The 12,590-nt window shown below is 64.2% G+C and carries 14 protein-coding genes and 1 riboswitch; of the genes, 7 read left to right on the top strand and 7 right to left on the bottom strand.

The window, feature by feature from the left end:
* Positions 1-714: VWA domain-containing protein (locus VR71_RS09995; RefSeq protein WP_045683472.1), on the top strand; the 714-nt coding region annotated here is incomplete at its 5' end.
* Positions 715-717: 3 nt separating this feature from the next.
* Positions 718-1,590 (top strand): alpha/beta fold hydrolase BchO, encoded by an 873-nt coding sequence (gene bchO, locus VR71_RS09990; RefSeq protein ID WP_045683470.1) that lies wholly within the window; start codon positions 718-720, stop codon positions 1,588-1,590.
* A gap of 6 nt (positions 1,591-1,596) precedes the next feature.
* Here bchO and VR71_RS09985 read toward each other — a convergent pair whose 3' ends face one another.
* Both VR71_RS09985 and VR71_RS09980 read right to left on the bottom strand, forming a co-directional pair.
* Entirely contained in the window at positions 1,597-2,607 is a 1,011-nt protein-coding gene (locus VR71_RS09985) for a GGDEF domain-containing protein (RefSeq protein WP_045683468.1), read from the bottom strand.
* The gene (locus VR71_RS09980) at positions 2,604-3,206 is read right to left on the bottom strand and encodes a heme NO-binding domain-containing protein (RefSeq protein WP_045683466.1); all 603 of its coding nucleotides are present in this window, start codon (positions 3,204-3,206) and stop codon (positions 2,604-2,606) included. Before VR71_RS09980 ends, VR71_RS09985 begins: the two co-directional genes overlap by 4 nt.
* Positions 3,207-3,333: 127 nt before the next feature.
* Positions 3,334-3,433, top strand: a riboswitch (TPP riboswitch).
* A 50-nt stretch (positions 3,434-3,483) separates the two neighbouring features.
* Here VR71_RS09980 and VR71_RS09975 point away from each other — a divergent pair.
* From VR71_RS09975 to VR71_RS09960, 4 genes are all read left to right on the top strand, one after another.
* Positions 3,484-4,209: an ABC transporter ATP-binding protein gene (locus VR71_RS09975; RefSeq protein ID WP_045683464.1), complete on the top strand. Its 726-nt coding sequence runs from the start codon at positions 3,484-3,486 to the stop codon at positions 4,207-4,209.
* 12 nt (positions 4,210-4,221) lie between these two features.
* The gene (locus VR71_RS09970) at positions 4,222-4,878 is read left to right on the top strand and encodes a TenA family protein (RefSeq protein WP_045683463.1); all 657 of its coding nucleotides are present in this window, start codon (positions 4,222-4,224) and stop codon (positions 4,876-4,878) included.
* Positions 4,875-5,618 carry an ABC transporter permease gene (locus tag VR71_RS09965; RefSeq protein ID WP_045683461.1) on the top strand — a complete coding sequence of 248 codons (744 nt, stop codon included), beginning with the start codon at positions 4,875-4,877 and terminating at the stop codon, positions 5,616-5,618. Before VR71_RS09970 ends, VR71_RS09965 begins: the two co-directional genes overlap by 4 nt.
* Positions 5,619-5,739: 121 nt before the next feature.
* A complete protein-coding gene (locus tag VR71_RS09960; protein WP_045683459.1) occupies positions 5,740-6,480 on the top strand; it encodes an NYN domain-containing protein in 741 nt (246 codons plus the stop codon).
* A 117-nt stretch (positions 6,481-6,597) separates the two neighbouring features.
* Here VR71_RS09960 and VR71_RS09955 read toward each other — a convergent pair whose 3' ends face one another.
* From VR71_RS09955 to VR71_RS09940, 4 genes are all read right to left on the bottom strand, one after another.
* Positions 6,598-8,160, bottom strand: a complete 1,563-nt coding sequence (locus tag VR71_RS09955; RefSeq protein ID WP_045683457.1) for a trimethylamine methyltransferase family protein — start codon at positions 8,158-8,160, stop codon at positions 6,598-6,600.
* 99 nt (positions 8,161-8,259) lie between these two features.
* The gene (locus VR71_RS09950; RefSeq protein WP_045683455.1) at positions 8,260-9,147 is read right to left on the bottom strand and encodes a DMT family transporter; all 888 of its coding nucleotides are present in this window, start codon (positions 9,145-9,147) and stop codon (positions 8,260-8,262) included.
* Complete coding sequence (locus tag VR71_RS09945) at positions 9,144-9,836, bottom strand: HAD family hydrolase (protein WP_045683453.1); 693 nt, start codon at positions 9,834-9,836, stop codon at positions 9,144-9,146. The genes VR71_RS09950 and VR71_RS09945 overlap by 4 nt, the downstream gene beginning before the upstream one ends.
* Complete coding sequence (locus VR71_RS09940) at positions 9,833-10,111, bottom strand: DUF3572 domain-containing protein (RefSeq protein WP_157046722.1); 279 nt, start codon at positions 10,109-10,111, stop codon at positions 9,833-9,835. The genes VR71_RS09945 and VR71_RS09940 overlap by 4 nt, the downstream gene beginning before the upstream one ends.
* Positions 10,112-10,203: 92 nt before the next feature.
* Between VR71_RS09940 and VR71_RS09935 the strand changes: the two genes are divergently transcribed.
* Positions 10,204-11,595: a diguanylate cyclase gene (locus VR71_RS09935; RefSeq protein ID WP_045683451.1), complete on the top strand. Its 1,392-nt coding sequence runs from the start codon at positions 10,204-10,206 to the stop codon at positions 11,593-11,595.
* Here the strand turns inward: VR71_RS09935 and VR71_RS09930 are convergent, their stop codons facing one another.
* A complete protein-coding gene (locus tag VR71_RS09930) occupies positions 11,596-12,582 on the bottom strand; it encodes an AraC family transcriptional regulator (protein WP_296430156.1) in 987 nt (328 codons plus the stop codon). It abuts the gene before it with no gap.
* Between the last annotated feature and the right edge of the window lie 8 nt (positions 12,583-12,590).

Raw genomic sequence — 12,590 nt, 5'->3', positions numbered from 1 at the left:
GCCGGTGCGCCGGATGGGCGCGGGCGGATTGATCTGATTGCCACGCTGCGCAGCGCAGCCCCCTGGCAAGCCCTGCGGCGGCGCACCCGGCCCGATGCGCCGGGTCTCATCATTCACGCCTCAGACATCCAAATAAAGCGGTTCGAGGATCGCGCCGACCGGCTGGTGATCTTTGCCGTGGATGCCTCTGGTTCGTCAGCCCTGGCCCGTCTGGCCGAGGCCAAGGGCGCCGTTGAACTGCTGCTCGCGCAGGCCTATGCGCGGCGCGACCGTGTGGCGTTGATCGCGTTTCGGGGTCAGGGTGCAGAGCTGATCCTGCCGCCGACGCGCGCGTTGGTGCAGGCCAAGCGGCGGCTTGCAGGTCTGCCCGGTGGCGGCGGCACGCCGCTTGCTGCGGCGCTTGAAGCGGCGCTGATCCTGGCCTGTCAGGCCGAGACCCACGGGCTGAGCCCGGCGCTGGCGCTGCTGACCGATGCGCGGGCCAATATCACGCTAGATGGCCACGGCGACCGGGTGCAGGCCGGGTTGGATGCCACGCGCATGGCCCGCCTGTGGCGCGACCAGAGCCGGCCCGCCATCGTCATCGACATCTCAGCCCGTCCCGGCCCGGAACCGGCACATCTTGCGGCCGAGATGGGCGCGCGGCACCTGCCTCTGCCCCGCGCCGATGCGCGCGCAATCTCTGCGGCTGTTTCCTTGGCCCTGGGAGATTGAGCCATGGACTGGCAGCGCGATCTGGCGACATGGCCCCACAACGCGCACTCCCGGCGACTATACCATGCGCCGCATCACTGGCATGTGCAGGACATGGGCAGCGGTCCGCTGGCGATCTTGCTGCACGGAGCCGGGGCCTCGACCCATAGCTGGCGGGATCTGATGCCGCTTTTGGCGCAGAACCACCGGGTGATTGCCATTGATCTGCCGGGACAGGGATTCAGCCGTGCCGGTGCCAAGCGCCGTCTGGGCCTGACCGGTATGGCCGAGGATATCGCAGCACTTTGCGAGGCGCAGGGGTGGCAGCCCGATCTGATTGTGGGGCATTCGGCTGGGGGCGCGATTGCGCTCGAGCTGGCCACGCGTCTGATGACCCCCGATGGCAAGCCGCCGGACATTGCCTGTCTCAATGCCGCCTTGGGACCCTTCGAGGGCGTCGCGGGCTGGCTGTTTCCAGTGTTGGCCAAGTTGCTGGCGCTCAACCCATTGACAGCGGCGCTCTTTACGCTGGGTGCGGACAAGGTGACGCGCGCACGTCGTCTGATCGAGAGCACCGGATCGCGCATCCCGCCCGATGGTCTGACGCTCTATGGGCGTCTGATCGCGGACCGGGCGCATGTCGATGGCACGCTGCAAATGATGGCGCAATGGGATGTGGCCCCTTTGCTGGACCGGCTGAGCGCTGTTCCCAACCGGTGCCTCTTGATCACCGGTGCGCGGGATCAGGCGGTGCCGCCCGATACCTCGACGCGCGCGGCGGCACGTCTGACCTGCGCGCAGGTGGTTGCGTTGGATGGGTTGGGGCATCTGGCCCATGAAGAGGACCCCGCCCGTATTCTGGCAATGTTGACCGACAGCGCAAACTGGCCCGGCTGATCCGGCTCAGGCGAGGCCCGGCAGAGGGGGCGTGCGGCACAGGTGTGCGGCGTGGACGATCGCGCGTCCGCGGCCGGACGCCTTGACGGCATAGAGCGCCAGATCGGCATCGGCCATCATCCGTACCGGCTCTGGTATATCATAATCACAGCTCAACGTGACGCCGATACTGGCTGAAATCCGGCACTCCTGAGCGCGAAAGACCACGGGCTCTTGCAACCGGGCAATCATGCGCGTGGCAAGGTCTTTGGTCGGTGCGTGATCTGTCATACCCAAGAGGAGAATGACGAATTCATCCCCGCCCACCCGCGCAATCAGGTCGTCGGCGCGCACTTCGGCCAAGAGCCGCTCTCCGACCACTTGCAACACGTGATCGCCCGCGGCATGGCCCAGCGTGTCATTGACCTGCTTGAAGAAATCGAGATCCAGGTGCAGCAGTGCGAAATCCTGCTCGCTCTGCATCAGCCGATCGAGCACATGGTCGAGCGCGCGCCGGTTTCTGAGACCGGTCAACGTGTCGGTGAAGGCCTGTTCTTCGGCAGCGATGCGCGCGCCCTGCAGCCGCAGATTCAGCTTGCGCGAGGCCTCCATCGCGGCGGATTTTGCCTCGATCAGATAGAGCATCTCGGTCGTGAGATCGGTCGCGGCGAAATCCGCGCCGGTGAGGCCAAAATCGCGCACCGCCTCCCCAACCGAAATCCCGAAGGAGAGGTTCACCACCGCGCCGCCGCCGGGCAGGGCCAGCAGCAAACCCTTGAGCGTGGTCCGTGGTGCGGCCCGCAGACGAAGCCGCAGACGCACGCCGTGACAGGCACGCAGCTCCGCCATATCGCGCGCTGTCTGCGGGCGGCAGAGGTCGATCAGGTCGAGAAACCGCACGCCGTGCATCGGACGATCGCCAAAGAGTTTGGCAAGGGTTGGCCCCGCCCCCACCACATGCCCGGTTTCGTCCAGCACTGCATGCATCGGACAAAAGCCCGCCAGAATCTGGCACAGCACCTGATCGCGATCCGTCATGGCGCCCCCCCTCCGGCCCCCAGAACAAAGGCGCGCCCATGGGCAAACCCCTCGTCCAGAAGCCGAATTTCGAGGATCTCACAGGTTCCGGCCTCGCCCTGATGCTCGACCACCGCGAGCGCGCCGTAGTCATCCGCCATCGCCCGCAAAAGCCCGACCACCACTGGCCCGAAACGCGGCCCATCCCCTTCTGGACAGCCGACATGCAGGCGGTAGAGCCCGCCGCCCTGATCGAGCAGTTCCAGGGCGGGCAAGTCGAGGTCAGAAACCGCAAGGCGCGCGCGCTCTGGCAGGTCATCAAGCGAATGCAGGAAATCGACAAAATCCACCCCGCTGAACCGTAACAAGCGGCGCAACGCCTCGGTCGCCGGATTGGAGACCAGATAGGTGCCGATATCCTCAAGCAAGTCGTCGCGCCCGCGCGCAAGCCGCGTGCCCACCGCCGCAAGCACCTGCGCGGTCACCTGCGGCTCGTAGATCATCATCGATTCAAATTCGGTCAGGCCCATATCCAATCGCCGAATCGTGTCAATCCACACATCGCGCCCATAGGTATCCCTGACAAATCTCTCGATGGCGCGGTTGACCAGCCCGTGCATGACACTCTCCCCTCAGATGGCGCCAGCCTGACAGCCAAGTCCTAACAAGCGCTGAACATCTAAAATGCAGGGTATATTCCATGCGCCACCGCAGCCTTGCCAACGGCAAGACGCATTGCTACACCTGACATATCCGTTGGGGTGCCCGCTTGGGCTGAGAGGCGAAGAGCCAACCCATCGAACCTGATCCGGCTTGCACCGGCGGAGGGAACGGAGACCGCGCAGCCTTGCGCCCTTCTTCCCCTTAGCCTGCGGCCCAAGCTTGAAGAGGCCGCGCATGACCGCACCGCCCAGTCTGACCCTCGATGGCAGCGCCAGGATTGGGGCTGTGCCGGTCTTTGGACCGCTGCGGCTAACCCTGAGGGCCGGGCGCATCACCTGTCTGCTCGGACCGTCCGGCGTGGGCAAGACGACGCTCTTGCGCCTGATTGCCGGGCTGGACGAGGTGACAGAGTTTGCCGGGACAATCGCGGCCTCGGACGGTCTGCCGCTTCCGGGGCGCATGGCGCTGATGGCGCAGGGTGAAATGCTGATGCCCTGGCTTGATGTGCTGGGCAATGTGACGCTTGGGGCGCGGCTGCGCGGCAGACCGCGCGACATTCTGCGGGCGCGCGAGATGCTGGCGCGGGTGGGGCTGGCGGATCATGCCGACAAGCGCCCCCATGCGCTTTCGGGCGGGCAGAAACAGCGTGTGGCGCTGGCGCGCACGCTGATGGAGGATCGCCCCATCGTCCTCCTCGACGAGCCGTTTTCGGCGCTGGATGCCCGCACCCGCGCGCAGATGCAGGATCTCACGGCCACGCATCTGACGGAGCGCACGGTGCTGATGGTCACGCATGACCCGGCCGAGGCCGCGCGCATGGGACACGCCATCCATATCCTGACCGAGACCGGGCTGGAGGATGTGACGTCGCCTTCTGCCCCGGTGCCACGCGCGGTGGATGACCCCGAGACTTTGGCCGCGCAGGGCCGGCTCTTTGCCCGCCTGCGCGCGCCCGCCTGAAAGGAAACAGCCATGCGCCCCACCGACCATCTCAAATCCCTTGTGGCCGAGGACTGGCAGGCCGCCACCCGGCACGCATTTACCGACCAGCTTGCGGCGGGCACGCTGCCCGAGGCGCTGATGCTCGCCTATCTGCAACAGGATTACCTCTTTATCGAGGATTTCGTGCGGCTCTTGGCCTCTGCCATCGCCCATGCGCCCAGCCTGCCGGATGCCATACCGGCGGCACAGTTTCTGGGGCTGATTTCAGGACCGGAGAATACCTATTTCCTGCGTGCGATTGACGCTTTGGGCGGCACTGTAGAGCCGCCCGCCGCCGCCCATCCGGTGACAGCCGAGTTTCAGGCGCTGATGCGCGCGGCGGCAAGATCAGGGCGCTATGCGCAAATGATCGCGGTGCTGAGCGTCGCCGAATGGACCTATCTCGACTGGGCCAGCCCACATGCGGACCGCGCCACAGACCTCCGCTTTTGGTTCGGGGAATGGATCACCCTGCACAGCGGGCCGGGGTTCGAGGGCGTCGTGGCCTATCTGCGCGGCCAGCTTGATCAGGTCTGGCCTATCCTCTCGCCCGAGGATCAAGCTGCCGCACAATCCGCCTTTGTCACAGCCACAAGGCTGGAGCGCGCGTTCTTCGATGCGGCCCTCGCCGGATACCCTGCCCCATGAGCCGTCTTGTCACCATCGCCACCTCTACAGCGCTCGCGCTTGTGCTCTGGCAGGCGCTGGTGACGCTCGCGGCATTGCCGCCCTTCATCCTGCCGGGGCCGGCGCGCGTGGCCGAAACCCTCTGGGCCAGCCGCGCGCTGATTGCCCATCACGCGACCATTACGGCGGCAGAGGTGTTGATTGGCCTCGCCTTGGGGGCGATTCTCGGCGGCCTCTCGGCGATTGGCCTCGCGTCCTCGCATGTGGCTCGGCGTCTGATCCGCCCGATGATGGTCTTTTCCCAGGCGATCCCGGTTTTTGCCCTCGCGCCCATTCTCACGCTCTGGCTGGGCTATGGCCTCTGGTCCAAGGTCGCGATGGCGCTCCTGATCATCTATTTCCCGGTGACATCAGCCTTTTTTGACGCGTTGATGCGCACACCGCCGCATTGGCTCGACCTCGCGCGCGTCATGGGCGCAAACCGGGCGCGGCTCATGTGGCATATCCGCGTGCCTGCCGCGCTGCCGGGTTTTGCCTCGGGTCTGCGCCTCGCTGCGGTCTATGCGCCCATCGGGGCGATCATCGGCGAATGGGTGGGCGCGTCCAAGGGGCTCGGCTATCTCATGCTGCTGGCCAACGGCCGCGCCAAGATTGATCTGATGTTCGCCGCCCTGATCGTGCTGGCGATCCTGACGCTTTGCCTTCATGCTGGGGTGGACCGGGCCTGTCGTCGCTGGCTGGATGGCAAGGTGGTGGGGTGACTTTTTCTTGGTCCAAATACTCATGTCCCCTAGCCCCGCAGTCACGCACCTGACGTGCGCGCCATAAAAAAGATCTCCCGCCGTCCCAATTCCATCCATATTCACCTCCTAGGCTGCGGGCATGAGCACATTGCCCCCGATCCGCCTTACGGTGCCGTTGCGCCTCTCGGCCTTTGTCGATGCCGACAATATCTCAGTGACGCACGCCCAGACCATCCTTGATCTGGCCCGCCGTCACGGCGCGCCGGACCTGCTGCGCGCCTATGGCAATGTCGGTCTTCTGCCTGATTGGGACAAGGTTCCCGGCTTTCAGTTCATCCATTCCGGCAGCGGCAAGAACGCCACAGACATGCTGATGTGCATCGATGCGATGGAACGCGCGCTCTCCGAGCAATGCGAGGCGGTGCTTTTGGTCAGTTCGGATCAGGATTTCACCCATCTTGCCACTCGTTTGCGGGGCTATGGGCTGACCGTGATCGGAGCGGGAGAGGCCAAGACGCTCGAGAGATTTCGCGCGGCGTGTTCGGAATTCCACGTGATCACATCCGCTCCGCCATGTTCTGCTAAAATACCGCAGCCCAAGGCCGAGATTGCAAAGCCCATAGTGGGCGATATTGTATCCGACCTTGATCAAAAAATCAGGAACGTAATCCGGTCCAATTGCAAGGATGCGAATGGGTTGGAAGTCAGAATACTATCGACGCGCATGTTCAGGGATCACGGCGTGAAGCTTAGCAAAATACCCGTAAAAAACTGGCGCGCCTACCTTTCAAAATACCCTGAACTCTACACGCTTGACCCCAAGGGGCCAAATGCCAAGGTACGCTACAGGCCCGAAGCCTTCCGCAACGCGCCGGCCTGAAACACTCCGTTTGTCGTCAAGACTTATCACCACTTCTGGGTCTGATCTGACCTTGGCCATAATCGCCACCGCGCGGTACGCGCCGCCCCGCGCATCGCCAATGATGAACCTTCCCCGTCAGAAATCCGTGGGCGCCCCGCCCTCGGCCTTGCGGCGTGCCACGAAATCCGCCAGTTCCTCGCGCACGGCGTCTTCCATCGGTGGGGCTTCGAACCCGGCGATGATGTCCTGAAACACCTGATGCGCCCGCGCGGGGGTCCAGACCGCGCCGGCCGCCTCCCAGGCTTCGTAATTGCGCCAATCGCTGAGGAAGGGCTGATAGAAGGCGGTGGTATAGCGGTCCTGCGTGTGCTGGATGCCAAAGAAATGCCCCTTGTCACCGACCTCGCGGATGGCCTCTATGGCGATGTCATCGGGTTCGGTGGCCGTCAGCATCGGGTCCATATAGCGTTGGATTTGCTGCAAGATTTCGCAATCCATGATGAACTTCTCCGGGGATGCAATCAACCCGCCCTCGAGCCATCCGGCGGCGTGATAGACCATATGCGCCCCTGCCTGCACTGCGGACCAGAGGCTGTTGGAGGTTTCCCACATGGACTGACCGTCGGGCACGTTGGCCGCACAGACGCCCGAGGCGCGCATCGGCAGCTTGTAGAACCGCGCCAATTGCCCGGTCATCTGGGTGGCGCGCATATATTCGGGCGTGCCAAAGGCGGGTGCGCCGGATTTCATGTCGACATTGCTGGTAAAGGTGCCAATGGCACAGGGCGCGCCGGGGCGGATGAGTTGCGCCAGAACCACAGCACAGAGCGCCTCGGCAATGGATTGCGCCACCGCCCCCGCCATCGTCACCGGCGCCATTGCGCCCGCCAGCGTGAAGGGTGTGACCACAAGCCCCTGCCCCCGCCGCGCCAGCCGCATCCAACCATCCAGCATCGGATAGTCGTGTTTCAACGGCGAGGTCGAGTTGATGTTGGTATACATCCGTGGCGTCGCCTCGAATTCCTCGTGGCTGAGGCCGCCCGCAATCCGCACCATCTCCATCACGTCCTCGACCCGCTCTGCGCCCAGGCTATAGGCATGCATCGCCTTGTCGGTCAGCGTCAGCTTGTCGTAGAGCACGTCGAGATGCCGGACGCTGGCGTGAATGTCCTGCGGTTCCACCGGGTAGCCGCCCGCGAAATGGATGCAGTTGAAATACTGCGTCAGTTTCAACAGGTTCTGGCACATCTCGCGGGTGCCCGAGACCTTGCGCCCGATCTTCATATCCCAGTAACTCGGCGGCGAGGAGACATTGCCGAAATTGAGATGATTGCCGCCGATAGTGATCTGCCGCTCGGGATTGCGCGGCGTGATGGTCCAGCTTTCCGGTGCCTTTCCGATCATCTCCATGACGAAATCGCGGCCCATGCGGACATTCTCGCCATTGATCTCGCAGCCACCCGAGGCGCGCAGGATTTCGACCGCTTCGGGGTTGAGGAATTCGATCCCGATCTCTTCGAGAATGCGCATCGCCCCATCGTGAATCGCCAGCACGCCCACATCGGACAACGGCTCGGTCGGTCGGTCGCGGTTGATGGGCGGGTTCCATGGCATCTGTTCGATGACAGCGCTGCCCCGGCGGGCGGCCCCGCCTGCGCGTCCGCCACTACGTGTTCTACGTTTGAGATCTTCGACCATGTGACGCCCTCCGGTGCTCGTTTGACCTCACGAAACACCGCGCAAGGCAGCGTCACATGCCGCTTTGCGACTTATGCTGTCGTTTTTGTTTTTTGCGCATCACGTTTGCCGCGCCATGCGCCGCCGCCCGGTCTGCCAGAGGTAGAGCGCCAGACTGATCACCACGATCACACCCCCCGCCAGCATCATGGGCGTCGGCCCCTCACCCGTGCCCAGCCAGACCCAGAGCGGCCCCAACACCGTTTCTAGAAGGAGCAACAGGCTCACATTCGAGGCATGGGTATAGCGCGAGGCAAGCGACAGCGAAAAGAACGACACCGGGAGGATCACGAGGCCACAGATCGCAATCGCCCAGACCTCGCCCTGCAGCATCAATGCAGGCCCAGTGACGATCACGCCAGAGGCCCCGGCCAGCACCGCGCCCAACCCGATCACCAAGAGGATCGGGATTTGTGGCTGCGCCCGCAGGATCACGAAATTGAGCGCCAGCACCATCGCCACGCCCAGTCCCGCCAAGGCCCCCCAGAGGGCGGCGCGATCCAGTGTCACATCCCCGTGCCCGCCGCCAAAGACCGCCAGCGCGATGCCCGCCAGGACGACGGCAATGGTGATCCATGTGGCGATGCGCGTCGGCTCCCCGATGATGAGCCGGGCAAAGAGGGCCGCGAACACCGGTACGGTCGCCACGGCACAGAGCACGACAGCGACCGGCGCATTGGCGATGCCAAGGCTGAAGAGCGTGGCATTGGCATATTGGCAGACCACGACGCCAATCCCGTAACCGCTCACCAGAAGGCCCAGATCACGCAACCGATGCTTGGAGGTCAGACCCCAGAGGATCAGGAACACCAGCCCCATCAGCAACCCGCGCCAACCGACCATCTGATAGCCGCCCATACCCGACCACCGCATGAAAAGCGCATCCGGCGTGAGCATCAGCGCACCGAAGGTCGCCAGCGCCAGCCCGAACAGGGGGTGTTGCCTCATGCAGTCAGCCAAGCCGGGATATGGCCGATGTCGGGCAGCACGATATCGGCCAGCGTTTCCAGATCGGCGCGGCTTGCCGTGCCGGTCAGCACGCCCACGCATTGCATCCCCGCTGCGCGCCCCGCCATCAGGTCATGGGTGCTGTCACCCACCATGACCACGCGGGCAGGCTCCATGCCCATAGCGCGGGCAAAGGCCAGAAGCGGCCCCGGCGCCGGCTTGGCCCCATAGCCGGAATCAAACCCGGCGATGAAATCGAAATGCGCCAGCACACCTGCCGCAGTCAGATGCGCGCGCGCCCCGTATTCGCTGTCATTGGTCATCACACCCAGCCGCAGCCCCCGCGCTGCAAGCCCTTCAAGATAGGGGGCCAGCGGCACGGCAGGGGCTAAGGGCGCGGTGCCCGAGGTCAGCAGCAGATGTTCCTCGATCTCTTCAATCGCGCGCCCCGGCAGGGCGCGCCCCAAACATTCGGCAGCCGCACGGTTGGTGCCCGCGATGATCGGGCTTGTGGGCCGAAACAGGCGCGCGTCCAAATCGTAATGTATTTCCTGCGCCAAGCGGTCCATGATGGCGGGATCGCCCGTTGCCAGATCGTGAATGACGCCATGCGCCCAAACGCTCCAGGTGGCGTGGAAATCAAAGAGCGTGCCGTCCTTGTCAAAGAGGACGCCGTCGGCGCGGCTCATGTCCAGCTCATCTGTGCGCCGCCCGGCAGCGCCGCGCGCGCCATCATCGGCGTCTCGTATTTCAATCCCTGCGCATCGCAGAACCCCACGACCCAGGCATCATCCATCATCAGGAAATCCAGCACTGCGCCCAAAAACTCCGGCTCTGTCGCGCGTGCCCGCACATCGTCCTGCGAGGCCCCCGTCGCCCCCAGAAACACCGGCAACAGATCGTCCTGACCGGCCAGCCAACTGAGAGCCTGCAACGCGATTGTTTCGGCGGTTTCCTGCTGCATCGTCATCCCGGTTAATTTCTGGAAAGGTTTTCTTAACCTCTGCAATGGATAGTGAACCAATCGTAAAGGGCAAGAGCAAAGGCGCTACGTCCATGTCAGGTAGAATTCTGATCGTCGACGATCTTGCGACCAATCGGATCGAGTTGAAGGTCAAACTTTGCGCTGCGCATTACGAGGTTTTACAGGCGTCTTCGGCCAAAGAGGCCATGACGCTCGCGGTGCGGGACCGTCCTGATCTCATCCTCGCCAATGCTCGTCTTGCCGATGTCACGGCGACAGAGTTCGTGACCGCACTGCGCCGCTCCGACGCGGTGCGGGGCATTCCGGTCATGCTCTTGCAGCCCGGCACCTGTCAGACGGAACGCCGTGCCGCACTCTGTGCCGGGGCGGATGACATTCTGATCAAACCGGTGTCCGAGGCGTTGCTTTTGGCACGATTGCGCAACCTCTTGCGGCAATATCACAGCGAATTGGAACTCAGTGGCCAGATTGGCACCGCACAGGCCTTGGGATTTGCCGAGCCGCATGCCGGTTTCGATCTGCCGGGACGCATCGGCATCATCGCAAGATCACGCGCCGAGGCACATGCCCTGCAAACCTGTCTCGCCGGGGGCTCGATCCACGGCACCAGCATAATCGACATGGATCACGCGCCGCCCCTTTCGGGGATGCAGCCGTCTGCCGATGTCTATTTGCTGCGCATCGCCGCTATCGACGCAGAAGAAGGGTTACGCCTGGTGGCGGAATTGAAGACGGCGCAACGCACCCGGTGCAGCCCGGTTATCGTGCTCTTGGATGCCGAGGCAGACTCGCTTGCGGTGACGCTGTTGGATATGGGGGCGGATGACGTCATCAATGGCCAGTCGGATCACGAAGAACTGATCCTGCGCATCTCCACGCAACTGCGGCGCAAGCGGCGCGCAGAACGGCTTCGGGCGGCGTTGCGCGATGGGCTGAAGGCGGCGATGATTGACCCGCTTACGGGCGCGCATAACCGCCGGTTCGCCCTACCCTTCCTGCAACGGGTGATAGAAACGAGTCGGAGCACCGGCAAGAGCTTTGCCGTGATGGTCGCCGATCTCGACTTTTTCAAACAGGTCAATGACCGATACGGTCATGCGGCAGGCGACCGGGTGCTCTGCGAAGTGACGCGCCATCTTCGGGCGCATCTGCGCGAGGGCGACATGCTCGCCCGTATTGGCGGCGAGGAGTTTCTGATCGTGACGCCTGCGACCACCCGCCTGCGCGCCCAACGCACCGCCGACCGGCTTTGCGCCATGATCGCTCAGACCCCGATCGCCCTCTCGGGGCACAAAGCCACGCTGCATGTGACCGTGTCGATTGGGGTCACAATGGCCAATCCCTCCCCTAGCCGGGCCGCTCCGCCTGTCGGTCAATTGCTGGAAGAGGCGGATCGCGCGCTCTATGCGGCCAAGGCACAGGGCCGCAACACTGTCACCTTCTGCGCCCGGTCCGCCGCCTGATCACCTGTCCTGTCCCAGCCGGAAGGCGCGCGGCGACTGCCCCCATGCCTCGACAAAGGCACGGGTAAAGGCGCTCCGGCTGGCGAATCCCACCATCTGCGCCACCCGCTTGACCGGCACACGCTGATCGACCAAGAGCTGTGCGGCCCGCGCCAGACGCAGCGCCCGGAGAAACCCCATCGGACCCTGTCCATAGGTCGCCTGAAACCGCTCGGCAAAGCGCGACCGGCTCATGCCCGCCGCTTCGGCAAGGCTCTCGAGGGCATGTGGCGCGCCGGGATCTTCCAGCATCGCACAGAGCGCCCGCCACAGCCCCGGATCGGCCAGCGCGCCCAGCCAGAGCACCGCCGGATCGCCTGCCTCGAGCCGTCCGCGCAGCATCTCGATCACGCATTGCAAGAGCAGCACCCGCACCATGGCCCGACCACCGGGGCGCTCTTGTGTGACCTCGCTCATCAGCGTCTCCATCGCGCGGGCCGCGCCCGGCGTCGTCGTCAGATCAAGGGTCAGTGGCGCGCGCATCAGATCAATCAGACCATGTGTGCCGCGCAAGCCCAGATTCAGGCGGGCGCAAAGCACGACCATCGTGCCCTCGCCCTCGCCTCGTGCGACATGTTCTTCGAGATCAAGCCCCGCAGGTCGACACTCGGGCAGGCCTGTCGCCCCCGTGCCATTATGACTGAGCGAATGGCGCGCGCAGGATGGCACCAGTACCATCCGGCCCGGGGCCAGGAGAATGGCGGCGTGATCTTGCAGGCTCAGATGCCCCTCGCCGCTCAGGACATAATGCAGTGTCGCCCCCGGAACCCGCCCCAACCCAAGGCTGCACATCCCCTCCAACGCACAGAGCGCGAAAGGTTCGGGCTGAATATCCAGCTCGCTCAGGATGCGGTCATGGGCCGCTGTGATGTGCTCAGGGACAGGCATAGACAAACAGTGCCACGCCTCGGCGGCATTGGCACGAAAATAAGATGTGACGCCCCGCATTCGGGACG

Source organism: Roseovarius sp. BRH_c41 (assembly GCF_000961715.1).
Classification (GTDB): domain Bacteria; phylum Pseudomonadota; class Alphaproteobacteria; order Rhodobacterales; family Rhodobacteraceae; genus Roseovarius.
This window is presented reverse-complemented; position numbering and strand designations above follow the sequence as displayed.

What these genes read in the sequence shown, in the direction of transcription:
- VR71_RS09955 (WP_045683457.1), bottom strand. Translation starts at nt 8,160, where the DNA reads ATGGTCGAAGATCTCAAACGTAGAACACGTAGTGGCGGACGCGCAGGC.
- VR71_RS09945 (WP_045683453.1), bottom strand. Translation starts at nt 9,836, where the DNA reads ATGAGCCGCGCCGACGGCGTCCTCTTTGACAAGGACGGCACGCTCTTT.
- VR71_RS09950 (WP_045683455.1), bottom strand. Translation starts at nt 9,147, where the DNA reads ATGAGGCAACACCCCCTGTTCGGGCTGGCGCTGGCGACCTTCGGTGCG.
- VR71_RS09985 (WP_045683468.1), bottom strand. Translation starts at nt 2,607, where the DNA reads ATGACGGATCGCGATCAGGTGCTGTGCCAGATTCTGGCGGGCTTTTGT.
- VR71_RS09975 (WP_045683464.1), top strand. Translation starts at nt 3,484, where the DNA reads ATGACCGCACCGCCCAGTCTGACCCTCGATGGCAGCGCCAGGATTGGG.
- bchO (WP_045683470.1), top strand. Translation starts at nt 718, where the DNA reads ATGGACTGGCAGCGCGATCTGGCGACATGGCCCCACAACGCGCACTCC.
- VR71_RS09980 (WP_045683466.1), bottom strand. Translation starts at nt 3,206, where the DNA reads ATGCACGGGCTGGTCAACCGCGCCATCGAGAGATTTGTCAGGGATACC.
- VR71_RS09935 (WP_045683451.1), top strand. Translation starts at nt 10,204, where the DNA reads ATGTCAGGTAGAATTCTGATCGTCGACGATCTTGCGACCAATCGGATC.
- VR71_RS09940 (WP_157046722.1), bottom strand. Translation starts at nt 10,111, where the DNA reads ATGCAGCAGGAAACCGCCGAAACAATCGCGTTGCAGGCTCTCAGTTGG.
- VR71_RS09960 (WP_045683459.1), top strand. Translation starts at nt 5,740, where the DNA reads ATGAGCACATTGCCCCCGATCCGCCTTACGGTGCCGTTGCGCCTCTCG.
- VR71_RS09930 (WP_296430156.1), bottom strand. Translation starts at nt 12,582, where the DNA reads ATGCGGGGCGTCACATCTTATTTTCGTGCCAATGCCGCCGAGGCGTGG.
- VR71_RS09965 (WP_045683461.1), top strand. Translation starts at nt 4,875, where the DNA reads ATGAGCCGTCTTGTCACCATCGCCACCTCTACAGCGCTCGCGCTTGTG.
- VR71_RS09970 (WP_045683463.1), top strand. Translation starts at nt 4,222, where the DNA reads ATGCGCCCCACCGACCATCTCAAATCCCTTGTGGCCGAGGACTGGCAG.